The organism is Kitasatospora sp. NPDC002227 (assembly GCF_040296285.1).
Taxonomy (GTDB): Bacteria; Actinomycetota; Actinomycetes; order Streptomycetales; family Streptomycetaceae; genus Kitasatospora.
In genome coordinates this window covers 218110-233810 of sequence record NZ_JBEOWY010000001.1, presented here as the reverse complement: position 1 = coordinate 233810, position 15701 = coordinate 218110, and the positions used below count along the sequence as shown (strand labels likewise).

The following is a 15701-nucleotide window of genomic DNA, read 5'->3' as shown; positions in this document are numbered from 1 at the left end:
ATGTGCGACTTCGCATGTCCGGATACCGGGGAGGACACCACCCATGCCCATCAGGCACCGCCGCCGGCTGCTGATCAGCGCCGTCACCCTGGCCACGCTCGGCCTCACCACCAGCCAGGCACTCGCCGCCCCCGGCCAGGGGCTGCGCCCGTGGCAGGCCCGCCACCTCGCCGACCTCGCCCACCACCACGCCGCCCAGGCCGCCACGGCCGGCCACCTCGCCCCGCGCGCCGAGGCCGGCGGTGACGACGACGGCGGCGACGAGGCGTTCAACTCCATGGAGTCCACCGCCCAGTTCACCGAGGAGCGGACCGCCCCCGGTGTCGTCGCCCCCGGTGCCTACGGCGCGGCCTGGGCCCAGCTGCAGTCGATGGCCCACACCGGCGGCGACTGGAACCAGGTCACCAACAAGCCGTACAACGAGGACGACCCGCGCTACCGGGACGTGAACTCCAACTCCTCGGGCGGCGCGGGCCGCACCACCGGTCGGATCACCGGCATCGCGGCCGACGACGACGGCTACGTCTACGCCGGTGGCGCCAACGGCGGTGTGTTCCGCTCCAGGAGCGGCGGCGGCCAGTGGCAGGCCATCTCGGACAAGCTGCCCTCGCTCTCCACCGGTGCGCTGAGCCTCGACGGCAAGGGCCGCCTCTGGTACGCCACCGGTGAGTCCAACACCGGTGCCACCTCTTACGTCGGCACCGGCGTGTACGTGCTCGCCGACCCCAAGCACGGGGACTTCGAGCCGCGGATGCGGGTCGGCGGCGCCGAGCTGGAGTCGACCACGATCCACGCCCTGCGGTTCGGCGGGGACCGGGTCTGGGCGGCCACCAGCCGTGGCGTGTGGAGCCACTCCACCACCGTCCTCTCCGGCCCGTGGACGCTCGAGTTCGCGCCGAACCCGGACTACCTGCCCGGCGGTGCCAAGGCCGGCGACCCGAGCGCGCCGTACAAGAACATCGCCAACGACGTGGCGATAGACCCCAAGGACCCGTCCAAGGTGGTCCTGGCCGTGGGCTGGCGCAGCGGCGACACCTACAACGGCTTCTACAGCAAGGCGGCGGACGGCAGTTGGCAGCGCGTCGCCTCCCTCGGTGACCTGCCGACCGATGCCGCAGACGTCGGCAACGTGACCTTCGCCCGCTCGACGGACGGTTCGCGCTACTACGCGATCGACCAGTCCCCGGCCGTCATGGCCAGCGACCCGGACACCGGCCTCAAGGGCGTCTACGTCTCCAAGTCCGGCTCCCCGTTCGGCCCTTGGACGCTGATCGCGGACAAGGACAAGCTGAAGGGCAGCGGCTCGGCGCTGCAGGGCGACGGCTACCAGCCCGGCATCCAGGCCTGGTACAACCAGTTCCTGCAGGTCGACCCCAACAACGCCGACCACGTCTACCTCGGTCTCGAGGAGGTCTTCGAGACCAAGAACGGCGGCGCCAACTGGATCACCCCCGGCCCGTACTGGAACTTCGGCTTCCCCTGCTGGAGCATCGACCCGGCCAAGCAGACCGGTGACTGCTCGCCGACCACCCACTCCGACCAGCACGCGGTGGCGATCGGCAGCTTCCACGGCAAGAGCTCGGTCTACGTCGGCAACGACGGCGGCATCTACAGCCGCCCGCTGAACGGCGCGGTGGACTCCGGCGGCCACGCCAAGGACTGGAAGTCGCTGAACGACGGCACCATCGACACCCTGCAGTACTACTCGGTGGGCGTCGGCGCCGACCCGGCCCGCAAGGGCGTCGCGGTCAGCGGCGGCTTGCAGGACAACGGCGAGTCGATCCTGCGGGCCGGCGACAAGGTGATGGGTTCCAACTTCGGCGGCGACGGCGGTGACACCCTGGTCGACCCGAACAACGGCTGCAACATCGCCGCCGAGTACGTCTACGCCGACATCTGGGTCACCCAGAACTGCGCCACCAACAACGGCGCCTGGTCCACCGACCCGAGCAAGGCGACCTCCTTCGAGGTGGCCCCGCCGGACAAGGACGCCAGCGCCGCCCGGTTCATCGCGCCGATCGCCATGGACGCCAAGGACACCAACGCCTGGGTGGCCGGCGGCCAGCACGTCTGGACGCAGAGCAAGGGCTTCGCCATCCGCAGCGGCGCGGAGTGGAAGAACGCCTACGACCTCGGTGCCGGCCACGTCGCCACCGCCGTCGCGGCCTCCGGCGGCACCGTGTACGCCGGTTGGTGCGGCCCCTGCAACAACGTGGGCTTCTCCCGGGGCATCGCGGTCGGCAACGCCGACGGCAGCGGCTGGCACCAGCTGAACCTGCCGGTCGAGGGCAGCCTGCCCAACCGCTACGTCTCCTCCTTCGCGGTCGATCCGGCCGACGCCCAGCACGTGCTCGTCTCGTTCAGCGGCTTCTCGCGCAGCTGGACCGAGGGCCCGGGCGCCGGCGTCGGCCACGTCTTCGAGAGCCACGACGGCGGCGCGAGCTGGACCGACATCTCGGCGAACCTGCCGGATGTGCCGGCCGACTCGCTCAACCTGCTGCCGAACGGCGGCGTCGCGCTCGGCACCGACCTGGCCGCGTTCTACCGCGCCCCCGGCGCCAAGGACTGGAAGGTGCTCGGCCAGAAGCTGCCGACCACCACGGTCATGCAGCTGCGCACCGGCCCCGACGGCAAGCTCTACGCCGCCACCCACGGCCGTGGCCTGTGGTCCTTCGACCTGCGCCGCCTCGGCGTGGGCGTCGGCCACCGCGACGAGCTGGACGGCTGAGCCGGTGAGCCACCGGTGCCCGGCCCGATCCGTGATCGGGCCGGGCACCGGCAGGTCCGGGCGGGAACCGGATCGGGCCTGCTACCGTCCAAGCCGCATGAGGAGTTCTCAGTTGAAGCGACCGCTCGCCGCCCTTGCCGCCGCCGCGGCGCTCCTGGCGCTGAGCGCCTGCACTGGCCACCCGAGCAGGCCGGAGCCGAGCGGAACCACGGCAGGGACGGCGGCGGCCCCGGCCGGCACCCCCAGCTCGTCCGCGAGTCCGTCCGCGAGCCCGGACGTGACGCCCTCCGCCGCCCCGTCGCCCACGCTGAGCTTCCATCCGGTGCCGTTCGGCGGCCCCGCCTCCTCCGTACCGCCGAGGCCGTCCGGCCCGGGCCGGACGGTGGCGCCGAGCTCGACCGATCCGGAGAACCCGGTCGACCAGCAGCACCGGATGACCGCCTCCCCGGTCCGCTGAGCCCTCACCCCCGGCCCGGCAGGGCGCGGTCGGCCGCGGCCTGCAGGGAGTCGAGGTCCTCGGCGATCTCCGCACCCGCCACGGCGTCCGGCAGCTCGTCCTCCAGGTACCGCAGCGGGCGGTGGCGCAGGCCGAGGGCGGCCCAGAGGATCAGCAGCAGGCCGCAGGTCACCAGGAGCAGGCCGGTGCCGCGGCCCGGCCCGGTGCCGAGGACGTGCCCGACCGTGCCGGTCAGCGCCCCGCCCGGCGCCAGCAGGCCGTCGCAGAGGCCGGCCAGGGGCGCGGCGGTGAGGAAGGCCAGCGGGGTCATCGCGACGGCGAGCATCTGGTTGGTGGCGAGCACCCGGCCCTGGAGCTCCGGGCCGACCTTGAGCTGGATGACGGCCAGCCAGTGCGCGTTGAGGATGCTCATGGACGCCCACCAGACGAGCGCGCCCACGGCCGCCAGCGGCACCGAGGGACGCAGGCCGACCAGCAGGACGCCCAGGCCGACGCCGCCCACGAACCCCACCATGCCGGTGGCCCGCCGCGCCGTGCCGCCCCAGAGCGCCACGGCCAGGCTGCCCGCCACGGCTCCCGCGCCGCCGACGGCGGTGACCACGCCCACCGCCGTGGTGCCGCTGAAGGAGAGCAGGTCCGGGACGGTCAGCGTCACCGCGAGCGTGCCCAGGTAGTTCATCACCATGAAGAACACGATCATGACCAGCAGCGGCCGCCGCCGTGCCAGGAACCGCCAGCCGCCCACGACGGCCCGGCCGAAGGACTCCTCCCGCCGCCGGAACAGCCGGTCGGGGAAGCGCACCCACAGCAGCGCGGCCAGGCCGACCAGGAAGGACGCGACGTCCACGCCCACCACCCAGGGCAGCCCGATCAGCCCGATCAGCGCGCCGCCGGCCAGCGGGGCGATCAGGGTGCCCAGGCCGGCCCCGAGGTTGGCCAGCCCGTTGGCCTGCACCAGATACGGCTTGGGTACGAGCTGGGCGACGGCCGCCAGGTAGGCGGGGCGCCGGAACGCGGTCACCAGTGACATGACGCCCACGATCAGGCCGACCTGCCGGAGCGTCAGGCCGCCGCGCCACAGCGCGGCCACCAGCGACACCGTGGCGGCCGCGGAGACGGCGTCGCAGCCGAGCATCACCCGGCGGCGGTCCACCCGGTCCGCCACCGCGCCGCCCAGCGGCCCCGCGACGATCGCCGGGAGCATGGCCAGCATGCTGATCAGCGCGTAGTCGAGGACCCGCCCGCTGCGCTGGTAGGCCCAGACGCCGAGGGCGAAGGAGGTCAGCGCACTGCCGATCAGGGAGACCGTCTGGCCGGCCGCGACGACGTAGAAGGCCCGGAGGTCACGCCGCGCCCGCCCGCCGGTGACGGCGATGCCGGCGAGCTCGGCGAACTCGGCGATCGGATCCGGGAGCCGCCCGCCGGCCCAGGCACCGAGCCGCTCGCCGATCAGCCCGGCGAGCAGGCCGGCCTGGTGCTTGAGGAAGTAGTGGCCGGCCTGGGGGAGGGTGGCCAGCTCGACCCGGTCGGCGAAGGCACCCCACTCCGCGAACCGCTCCTGGTACAGCTCGGTGGACCGGTCGCGTTCGCCGATCAGGCAGAGCACCGGGGCCCGTAGCCTGCGGGAGTCCGGCCTGGTCAGCTCGTGGGTGAACCAGCCCTGCGCCTGGTCCACGTCGTACCGCAGGCCGCGCAGCATGGTCCGCTGCGCGGCTTCGTCGGCCTCGCCGGCCTCGTCCAGGCCGCCGAGGGTGCGCAGGAAGTCCCGGTAGGCCCGGTCGGAGGTCCAGCGGGTGGCCGGGAACCGGCGGCGCAGCCAGGTCGAGAGCCGCCCCGGCAGCCGGGCGCCGGGGAAGCTGCCGCCGACCAGCAGGCCGGTCACCGGGACGCCCTCGGCCTCCAGCCGCAGCGCCAGCTCGGTGGCCGCGGCGGAGCCGACGCAGTGGCCGTACACCGCCACCGGGCCGCCTTGGCCGGCAAGTTCGGCGACGACCCGGTCGGCCAGCGCGCTCAGCGGGAGCAGCGGCTCCTCAGGCCGGGCCGGATCGTGGCCCGGCAGTTCCACGGCCAGCACGGCCGCGCCGGGGATCGCCTTGGCCAGTTCGGTGGCGAGCGGCCCGTAGGAGGCGGCCGAGCCGCCGCCGTACGGGACGCAGACCACGGTGACGGCCGGCACCCGGCCGGGCGGAGGGCCGGCCAGGCGGTGCAGCAGGCGGCGTTCGCCGTCGGGCCCGTCCGCCTGCGCCGCGTCGAGGAAGGCGGCCAGCTCGCGGACGGTCGGGCGGGTGAACAGGTCGATCACCCGGAGCGTCGGGTCGATCGTCCGGACGGCGCGGACGGCCCGGAAGGAGTCCCCGCCGAGGGCGAAGAAGTCGTCGTCCACGCCGATGCCGCCGTCCGTCCCGAGCACCTGTGCCCAGGCGTGCGCGACGCGGAGCTCGGTCGGCGTGCCCGGGGCGGCGTGCTCGGCGCTCGCCGCCGGTTCGGGCGCGGGCAGGGCCGAACGGTCCACCTTGCCGTTGGGGTTGAGCGGCAGCGCGGGCAGGAGGACGACGGCCGAGGGCACCATGTAGTCGGGCAGCCGCGCGCGCAGTGCCGTCCGCACCCGGGCGAGGTCTACGGGGGAGGCGGCGGTCACCCAGGCGGCCAGCCGCCGGTTGTGGGCCTCGCCGACCGGCAGGACCACCGCCTCGGCGATCTCGGGCAGTTCGCGCAGGGCCGTGGCCACCTCGCCGAGCTCGACCCGGAAGCCGCGGATCTTGACCTGGTCGTCGATCCGGCCGAGGAACTCGACCAGACCGTCGGAGGTCACTCTGACCCGGTCACCCGAGCGGTAGCACCGCGTGGTGCCGGTCACCGGATCGGGGACGAATCGCTCGTCGGTCAGATCGGGGCGGCCGAAGTACCCGCGCGCCACGCTCGGCCCGCCGATCCACAGCTCGCCCGGCACCCCGGCGGGCAGCGGCCGCCCGCCGGGGTCGACCACGTAGCAGTCCACACCGGCCAGCGGGCGGCCGATCGGCACCGCGCCCGAGCGCCGCTCCGGCGGGATCTCCGCCACGGCGCAGCCGAGCACGGAGACGGTGGTCTCGGTGGGGCCGTAGTGCACCTGCACGGCCAGCCCGGGCCGGGCGGTGCGGATCCTGGCCACCAGCTCCCAGGGGCAGGCCTCCCCGGCGAGGACGAGCAGCTTGCGCGGCAGCACGCGGGCGAGGTCCCCGTGGGCGGCGAGCAGTTCGAGGTGGCTGGGCACCATCTTGACGGCGTCGACCGGGTGCGCCGCCAGGTACTCCCCGTACGCCTCCGGGTCGGTCGCCACCTCACGGTCCACCAGGTGCACCGTGCCACCGGTGGCCAGTGCCCCGAACAGGTTGGTCAGGCCGAGGTCCGCCGCATGGGTCGACACCAGGGCGAAGGAGCCGCCCTCGACGTCGCAGCCGGCCAGCCGCTCCGCCACCGCGTGCAGGTAGTGCACGATCTGCCGGTGCTCGACCGTGACTCCCTTGGGGCGGCCGGTCGAGCCCGAGGTGAAGATCAGGTAGGCGGGCGCGGAGGGATCCACGGCCGGGCCGGGGTGCTCCCGGGGCGTGGCGGAGGTGTCCTCGATGAGCAGCAGCCGCGCACCGCTCGCGGTGGCCCGGTCGGCGAACTCCCGCTCGGCGAGGACGAATCGCGCACCGGCTGTCGAGAGGATGTCGGTCAGCCGCTCGTCCGGGTAGGCCGGGTCGAGCGGCAGGTAGACCGCACCGGCCTTGAGGGTGGCGAGCAGGGCGACCACGAGTGCCGTCCGCCGGTCGGCCAGGACGGCGACCGGCTGCCGGGCCCCGGCCCCGGCCGCGAGCAGCCGGTGCGCGAGCCGGTTCGCCCGCTGCTCCAGCTCGCCGTAGGTGAGTTCACCGTCGGGGCCCACCACCGCGGTGGCGTCGGGCCGTTCGGCCGCCCAGCGCTCGACCAGGGCGTGCAGCGGCCGGGTGAGGTCGAACTGCCGGCGCGGCCCGGAGAGCAGCGGTCCGGTGACCGGCTCCAGGGGCACCTCGCGGACGGGCCGGTCGAGGTCGGAGAGCACGCCGTCGAGGAGGGCGGTGTACCAGTCGGCGATCCGCTGCGCGGTGCTGCGGCCGAACAGCCCGGTGCGGTAGATCAGCGAGCCTTGGTAGGTCTCGCCCGCCGCGGTCGGAGCGGCGGCCGTGAAGGCCAGGTTGAGGTCGAACTTGGCCGTGGCGGCCGGGGGCGCGAAGACCCTGGCCCGCAGACCGGGGAAGTCCGGTGCCGCCGCCGGGGTGTCGATCACGTTGAGCAGCACCTGGAAGACCGGCGTGGTGGCGAGGTCACGGACCGGGCGGACCTGGTCCACGATCCGCTCGAACGGGACTTCGGCGCGGGCGAAGGCCTCCAGTGCCATGTCACGGACCCGGGTGAACAGCTCCCGGCCGGTCGGGCCGCCCGACAGGTCGGTGCGCAGGGTCAGGGTGTTGATGAAGCAGCCGATCGTGCGCTCGGTGCCGGGGTGGCGCCGCCCGGCCTCGGGCACGCCGACCGGCACGTCGTCGGTCCCCGACAGGCGGGCCAGCAGCTCCTGCCAGACCGCGAGCAGCACCATGAAGGGTGTGCAGCCGGCGTCGGCGGCCCGTCCGCGCACCTTGGCGGTGAGGGCGGGCGGCAGGACCACCGGCAGTTCGGCGCCCGCCTGGTCGGCGACCGCCGGGCGGGGCAGGTCGGTGGGTAGGTCAAGGACGGGCTCCAGGCCGGACAGCGCCTGGACCCACCAGGCCAGTTGGCCCTGCGCGCGACCGTCGTCGGCCGGGCACCGGTCGAGCCAGTGCGCGTAGTCGGCGTACTGGACCGGTGGCGGTGCGGGAGTCTCGGCCAGGCCGCGCCGCGCCGCGTAGAGCGCCGCCAGCTCCGCCACCGCGACCGTCCGCGACCAGGCGTCGAAGGCGATGTGGTGGACGGTCAGGCCGAGGACGTGCTCGTCGGCGCCGAGCCGGAGCAGGGTCGCCCGCAGCGGTGGTTCCACCGCCAGGTCGAACGGCCTGCGGTGCTCCTCGAGCAGGCGGCGGTCCAGCGCGTCCCGCCCGCCGGGGCCGGTCAGGTCGACCTCGGCCAGCGGCACCGCCTCGGCCGGGCCCGCCACGGCCACCGGCTCGCCGTCGGTCTCGGTGAACAGACTGCGCAGGACGAGGTGGCGTTCGGCGAGATCGTGCACCGCGCCCAGCAGCGCCGCCGCGTCCAGCGGTCCGTGCAGGTGGACCGCGACCGGGACGTGGTAGGCGGTGCTGTGCGGATCCAGCTGGGCGAGGAACCACAGCCTCGCCTGGGCGGCCGACAGCGGAGCCGGCGCGTCGGGGTCCGGGCGGGCGGGTATCGCCGGGGCGCTGCCGGCGGCGGAGCGGCGGGCCGAGGCCAGGCGGGCCTTCAGGGCGTCGGCGAGCCGGGAGTCCGGCCGGCCGGTGGAGAGCTCGGTCATGCGGCACCGCCCGGGGTGTGGTCGGGCGCCGACTCGGCGAGGTCGGCCAGCAGGACGGCCTCCAGCGCGGCCGCGAAGTCGGCGAGGACCGGGTGCTCGAAGAGCAGGCGCACCGGCAGCGCGAAGTCCAGCGCGGCCGTCAGGCGGCCCGCGACCCGGGTCGCCGCCAGGGAGTGGCCGCCGAGCGCGAAGAAGTCGTCGTGGGCGCCGACTTCGGTGACGGCGAGCACGGCCTCCCACACCTCGGCCACCAGCAGCTCGGCATCGGTGCGCGGGGCGGTCCGTTCGCGGCCGGCCTCGCGACCGGGCGCCGGGAGGGCGCCGCGGTTCACCTTGCCCGAGACCGTCAGGGGCAGGGCGTCGAGCTGGACCCACCGCCGGGGCACCAGGTGGTCCGGCAGCCGGGTGCGCAGGCGCTCCTCCAGCTCGGGCGTACCGAGGGCGCCCGGGAGGTCCACCGCCAGGTAGCCGACCAGGTGGGCGTCGGCTCCCTCACCGAGGACCAGGACGGCCGCGTCCGTGACCGCCGGCTCCGCGCGCAGGGCGGTCTCGATCTCGCCGAGTTCGATCCGGTGGCCGCGCACCTTCACCTGCTGGTCGCGGCGGCCCAGGAACTCGAGGCTGCCGTCCTCGCGCCAGCGGGCCAGGTCGCCGGTGCGGTAGCGCCGCGCGCCCGGGTCGAACGGATCCGTGGTGAACGCCGCCGCGGTCGCCTCGGGCCGGCCGCGGTAGCCCCGGGCGACGCCCGCGCCGCCGATCCACAGCTCGCCGACGGCCCCTGGCGGCACCAGCCGGCCAAGGCCGTCCAGCACGTAGGCCGTCTCCCCGGCCAGCGGCCGCCCGATCGGCACCGCCTCGCCCACCGGCGCCGTCACCCGGGCCATGGTCGAGTAGACCGTGCTCTCGGTGGGCCCGTACGCGTTCCACAACTCTCCGGTACGGGAGAGGAGTTCGCCGGCCAGTACGGGGTCGAGGAGCTCGCCGATGCTGACCGCGCGCACGCCGGGCCCGGACCACCCGGCGGCGACGAGCATCCGCAGGGTGGTCGGCGTGGCGGTCATCAGGGTCACCCCGGCCTGGTCGATGAACCGCGCCACGGCGTACCCGTCCACCGCGGCCTTGCGGTCGAGCAGCGCCAGCCGGAGGCCGCAGGCCAGGCCGACCCAGAGCTCGAAGCCGAACACGTCGAAGGCCGGTGAGGTGAGCCCCAGCATCACGTCGTCCGGGTGGACGCCCGGCGTGATCCGCATCGCGGCCACGAAGGCCGCCAGGTTCGCATGGGTGACCTCCACGCCCTTGGGCCGGCCGGTCGAGCCGGAGGTGTGGAGCACGTAGGCGAGATCCTCGGGCGCCACCTCGGGCAGCGCCGTGGGCCCCGGGTCGCCCAGACCCCCGAGGTCGAGGACGGGGACGCCGAGCGACCCGGCCGGCGCGAGGCTCTCCCCGGCGGCGATGACGACGCCGGCCCCGGAGTCGGCGAGTTGGGAACACAGCCGCTCGGCGGGCTGGTCCGGCTCCAGCGGAACGTACGCCGCGCCGGCACGCAGGACGCCGAGCAGAGCGGCGGGCAGGTACCGGTCGCGGGGGAGGCAGACGCCGACGGTGGCGGCTCCGGCGGCGCGCAGGGCCGCGGCCACCCGCCGGGAGTACTCGGCCAGCTCCGAGTAGCTGAGCTCGCCCGCCGAGTCGGCGGTGGCCACGGCGGCCGGCCGCCGGGCGGCCTGCTCGAGCACGGCCGCCACCACGGTCCGCGGCCGGTCGGCCGGCAGCGGGGCTCCGGTGCCGGCGGCGAGCAGTGCGTCCTTCTCCGCCCCGGTCACCAACTCCAGGGCCGACAGCGGAAGATCCGGATCGGCCGCCGCCGCGCGCAGGACGCGGAGCAGCCGGTCGGCGAAGGCCTCGGCCTCGGCCGGGGCGAACCGGTCCAGGTCGTACGCGAGCTGCAGCTCGGGCCCCCGTACCGTCTCGTTGACGAACACGGTCAGTGCCGCCTGGGTGCCGCCGCCGGCCACCTCGCCGAGCAGCTCGAGCCGGAGGCCGTCGTGCTCCACGGCCACCGGGAGGCCCGGCGGCTGGACGGAGAGCACGACCGGGGTGCCCATCGTGCCCCGGGGGTGCTCGAGGCCGGCCGCCTCGAAGGCCTCCTGCACGGTGAGCCCCTGATGGTCCATGGCCCGGGCGGTCGCGGCGGCGGCCTGGCCGACGGCGCTGCGGAAGGACTGGCCGTGCGCGAACCGCAGCCGGACCGGCAGGATGCCGACCAGCGGTCCGACGAGCCTCTCCAGTTCGGGGTGCGCCCGGTGCGCCACGGCCGCGCCCAGGACGGCCTCGGGGCGGCCGGTGAGGCCGGCGACCAGCACGCCGAGCGCGGCCAGGTACATCGCGAACGGGGTCGACCCGCAGTCGGCCGCGAGAGCGCGCAGCACGGCCGCCGTCTCGGCGTCGAGGGGGCGGGCCAGCCGGTCGCCGACCAGCCGGCCGGGGCCGTCGGGCGTGGCGCGGCTGGTGGAGCCGAGCCCGTGCGGCGGTACGGCCTCCGCCAACTCCTGGGCCCAGAAGGCCCGCAGCTCCTCGATCCGGTCGGCCCGGGCGGCAAGCGCGCGCTCGTGCAGCGCGAGGTCGCCGACCTGGACGGGCGGCGGCGCGGACTCGGAGCCGCCCAACTCCGCCATCAGGACGCCGATCGACCAGCCGTCGAAGGCCAGATGGTCGGTCACCAGGACCAGTTCGGCGTCGCCTTCGCCGAGCCGGAGCAGGGTGGCCCGCAGCAGCGGTGTCTCGGTGGCGAGGTCGAACGCGTGGCTCGCGGCCGCGCGCGTCAGCTCGGCCGCCCGGCCCGCCCGCTCCGCCGTCGGCACGCCCCGCAGGTCGTGCTCCTCGAACGGCACGGGGGCCGGCGGGCGGACCAGCGAGACCGGTTCCTCGTCCCCGCCCTGACCGGCGCCCACCAGCACGCTGCGCAGCACTTCGTGCCGCTCGACCACCGCGTCCAGCGCGGCCCGCAGCCGCGCCGAGCCCGCCGGCCCGCGCAGGCGCAGCCGGAAGGCGATGGTGGTGGCATGCTCGGCGGAGCTGACCTGTCGCAGCAGCCACATGCCCTGCTGCGCGGAGGTGAGCGGGTAGCTGCCGCGCCCGGCGTGCCTGGCCGGCGCGGGCTCCGGGGCGGTGCTCGGGGCGGCCTCGAGCAGCGCGGCCAGCCCGGCGACGGTGGGCGCGGTGAGGAAGGCCGTCAGGGGGACGGCCGCCCCGAACTCGCGGCTGAGCAGGGCGCAGACGCGGGCCGCCGCCAGGGAGTGGCCGCCGAGCGCCCCGAATTCGTCGTGGATGCCGACCTCCGGCAGGCCGAGCACCCCGGCGAGGAGCTCCGCGACCCGCTGCTCGGTGCCGGTGCGCGGGGCGGCGTACTCGGCGCCGGCCGTGCGGCCGAACTCCACCGCCGCCAGCGCGGCGCGGTCGGCCTTGCCGGTCGGGCCCAGCGGCAGGCGGTCGAGGACGGCGATCCGGGAGGGGACCAGGTGCTCGGGCAGTCTGCCACGCAGCCAGGCGCGCAGCGCCGCCTCGGTGAGCGACCGGTCGGCCTCGGCGTAGGCGGTCAGCCGGCGGGCGCCGTCCTGGTCGGCCGGGGCCAGCACCACGGCGTGCCGGACGGCCGGATGCCCTGCGAGCACGGCCTGGACCTCGCCCAGCTCGATCCGGTAGCCGCGGACCTTGACCTGGTCGTCGCTTCGCCCGGCGAAGTGGTGCAGCCCGCCGGTGCGGCGGACCAGGTCGCCGGTGCGGTAGTGCCGGACCCCGGCGTGGTCGGTGACGAACCGTTCGGCCGTCAGCTCGGGCCGGGCCAGATAGCCCCGGCCGACCAGCGGACCGGACACCCAGAGCTCCCCGACCTCGCCGTCACCGAGGACGTTCCCGGCGCCGTCCCGGACGGTGAGCCCGCTGCCCGCGTAGGGCGACCCGATCGGCGGCTCCTCCCGGCCGGCCCTGGGCACCTCGTGCGTCACGCAGCTCACCGTGCACTCGGTCGGGCCGTAGCTCTGGACGAGCCGCCGCACGCCGGGGGCGGCGTAGATCCGGTCCGCCAGGGCCCGGGTGAGCGGTTCGCCGCCCGCGCGGACGGTGCGCACCCCCGGCGGCAGCGGCTCGCGCACCAGCGCGGCCAGCGTGGACGGCGTCCCGTAGACCATGGTCACCTCGTCCCGGGCGGGGAGGGCGGGCAGCGCCAGCAGGTTCTCGGCCAGGACGACGGTGCCGCCGCCGAGCAGCGGGAGGAAGAGCTGGGTCACCGACGGGTCGAAGCAGATCGAGGTCGCGGCCAGCATCCCGCTCAGTTCGGCGGCCGAGTAGACGGTGGACTCCCACCGCAGCAGGGCCGTCACGTTGCGGTGCTCGACCACCACGCCCTTGGGGCGGCCGGTCGAGCCCGAGGTGTACATCACGTACGCGGCGTCCGTCGGCTCGCCCGCTGCGCCGGGGCCGGCCTCGCGGGCGCCGGGCTCCACCGACTCCGTGAGCAGCAGGGCGAGGCCGGTGGTCCTCAGCACGTCGCCGCGGCGCTCGAGCACGGCGGCGGAGGAGACCAGGTGGGAGATCCCGGCGTCCGCGGCGATGAACTCGAGCCGGTCGGCCGGGTAGGCCGGGTCCAGCGGCACATAGGCCGCACCGGCCTTCCACACTCCGAGCAGGCCGGGAAGCAGCCACTCGTCACGGTCCAGGCAGACGCCCACCAGCGTGCCCCGCCCGACGCCGAGGCCGCGCAGCTCGCGGGCCACGGCGTCGGCCCGGCGGTCGAGCTCCGCGTAGGTGGTCCGGACCGACCCCGCCACCACGGCGGTCGCGTCCGGAGTCCGCCTCGCCTGCTCCTCGAAGGCCCGGTGTGCCTGGCCGATCATGGACATACCCGACGACGTCACTGTCGATCCCCCTCATGAACGCGTCATCACACCGGACGCAGATCCAACAAATGTGCTGGTGCAACCGGTTTCTGAGTGTGCGTCAGTTAGTGGGCGTCCAGCGGCGCGCCCACCGTACTTTGGGGTCCGAGGCGTGGTCCAGAGCCGTGATCGACAGGAAGAGGTCATTCCCGGCCGCGGCCCGGCCGCCTAGAGCCGGCGGCCGAACCAGTCGATGATCCGCCGGAGGGCGTCGAGCTGATGGGCGCGCTCCTGGAGGCCGTGGCCCTCGCGGGGGTAGACGACGAACTCGTGGTCGACGCCGAAGTGGCGCAGGGCACGGTGGAAGTGGACGGCCTGGCCGATCGGGACGTTGGTGTCCTCCTCGCCGTGCAGGATCAGCACCGGGGTGCGGATACCCGCCGCGTAGGAGATCGGGCTGTGCCGGTCGTGGACGTGCGGGCCCGGGCCCGCCCAGCCGGTGCTGCCGCCGAGCGCCGCGTCGAGGATCCCCCAGTCACCGGTGCCGGCCTGCATGCCCCAGTCGCTGATGCCCGCACCCATCACGGCGGCCTTGAACCGGTCGGAGCGGGCCATCGCCCAGGCCGCCAGGAAGCCCCCGTGGCTCCAGCCGGAGATGCCGAGGCGCTCCGGGTCGGCGACGCCCTCGGCCACCAGCAGGTCGATCCCGTCGAGGACGTCGGTCCACTCGTCGCCGCCGACCGCGCCCGCGGCCGTGGCGGCGAATGCGTGGCCGCGCCCCGAGCTGCCCCGGGGGTTGGCGAGGAAGACCGCGTACCCGGCGGCCGCCAGCCACTGGCCGCAGTCCACGGGATTGAGGGCGAACGCGTCGGCGTAGCGGTCGTAAGGGCCGCCGTGGACCAGGGTGACCAGCGGGAACGGCCCGTCGCCCCTGGCCCGGCCGCTGGGGAGGATCAGCAGGCCGTCCAACCGGAGCCCGTCCGAGGCCTGGTAGTCGAGGCGCTCCTGGACACCCCAGCGGACGGCGCGCAGTTCCGGCGCCGTGTCGGTGAGCCTGGCCAGAGAGCCGCCGACGGGCCCCGCATGGACGTCTCCCAGCTCGTACGCCGTGCTCGCCAGCAGGGCGACCGTCTCCCCGGAGCGGCTCGCGGTGAGCCCGGCGAGCAGTCCGGGGGCGGCGCAGACCTGACGGAACCGCAGGGAGCCCGGGTCGAGCCGGTACAGCGCGGTGTCCAGCCCGTCGGCGAACAGCGCGAGCGGGGGGCCGTCCGCGACCTGCACCAGCTCGGCCGGGCAGACGGGCAGGTCGGCGGTGAGGTTGCGGTACTCGGCGGCCGGCGGGACGGTGTCGAGCACGGCGAGCCCGCCGACCAGGTGGCCGGGGGTCACCGCCAGGTGGGCCAGGTGCCAGCGGCCGTCGTGGTGCCACCAGACCGGGGAGCCGGCCTCGACCCCGACCGGGCCCAGGTCGTGGACCACGGCCGTGCCCGGGTCGACCAGATGCAGCCGCGCCGTCAGCACGCCGGGGTCCAGCTCCGGGGTCGACCAGGTCAGCACCGCCAGCGGCCCGCCGTCCGGACGCTGGGTCAGTTCGACCACATGCCGGTCACCGAGGCCGGCCACGGTGCGGACGGCGCCGGTCGCCAGGTCGAGCAGGCGCAGCCGGGTGACGGGCAGGTGCCGGCCCCAGACCTTGGCGTCGTCGCCCTCGGCCTCGCGGCGTTCGTCCTCGGCGGTGGGTTCGTCCGCGGCGAGCAGGGCGACGGTACGGCCGTCCAGGAGCGGGTAGTGGTCGCCGATGCCGCCGCGCCAGGCGGTCAGGGTCTCGACGGCGTCCGCGCCGTCCAGGCGGATGCGCCGGAGTTGGGCGCCGCCCTGCTCCCCGAGGTCGGAGGTGAAGTGGAGCGCGGCCGAGTCCGGCGCCCACTTCGGGGCGAGACCCTCGGCCAGCCGGCGCGGAGGTGTGCCGCCCTCGGCGGCGGTGACCCAGAGGGACGCGCGCGGGCGCCCGGCGCTGCCGCCGTGCGCGACCACCGCATGGGCGACCAGGCGGCCGTCCGGCGAGAGGGCCGGGGTCACGGCGGCGGCGAGGTCCACCACCAGTTCGGCGGTGAGCGGGACGGCCGGTGCGGGGGTCGGCTGCGGTACGGGGCTCGGCATGCTGGCTGCCTTTCGCTT

5 protein-coding genes are annotated in these 15701 nt (G+C 75.5%); 2 read left to right on the top strand and 3 right to left on the bottom strand.

Annotated features, from left to right (window positions below; translation table 11 throughout):
- Positions 1 to 43 precede the first annotated feature (43 nt).
- Both ABT095_RS00985 and ABT095_RS00980 read left to right on the top strand, forming a co-directional pair.
- Positions 44 to 2728 carry a ligand-binding sensor domain-containing protein gene (locus ABT095_RS00985; protein WP_350527095.1) on the top strand — a complete coding sequence of 895 codons (2685 nt, stop codon included), beginning with the start codon at positions 44 to 46 and terminating at the stop codon, positions 2726 to 2728.
- 112 nt (positions 2729 to 2840) lie between these two features.
- On the top strand, positions 2841 to 3185 hold the full coding sequence (locus tag ABT095_RS00980; protein WP_350527094.1) for a hypothetical protein: 345 nt from the start codon (positions 2841 to 2843) through the stop codon (positions 3183 to 3185).
- Between the two features lie 4 nt (positions 3186 to 3189).
- Here the strand turns inward: ABT095_RS00980 and ABT095_RS00975 are convergent, their stop codons facing one another.
- From ABT095_RS00975 to ABT095_RS00965, 3 genes are all read right to left on the bottom strand, one after another.
- The gene (locus ABT095_RS00975) at positions 3190 to 8652 is read right to left on the bottom strand and encodes a non-ribosomal peptide synthetase/MFS transporter (RefSeq protein WP_350527093.1); all 5463 of its coding nucleotides are present in this window, start codon (positions 8650 to 8652) and stop codon (positions 3190 to 3192) included.
- Positions 8649 to 13541: a non-ribosomal peptide synthetase gene (locus tag ABT095_RS00970; protein ID WP_350527092.1), complete on the bottom strand. Its 4893-nt coding sequence runs from the start codon at positions 13539 to 13541 to the stop codon at positions 8649 to 8651. The genes ABT095_RS00975 and ABT095_RS00970 overlap by 4 nt, the downstream gene beginning before the upstream one ends.
- A gap of 210 nt (positions 13542 to 13751) precedes the next feature.
- Complete coding sequence (locus tag ABT095_RS00965) at positions 13752 to 15683, bottom strand: S9 family peptidase (protein WP_350527091.1); 1932 nt, start codon at positions 15681 to 15683, stop codon at positions 13752 to 13754.
- Positions 15684 to 15701: the final 18 nt, after the last annotated feature.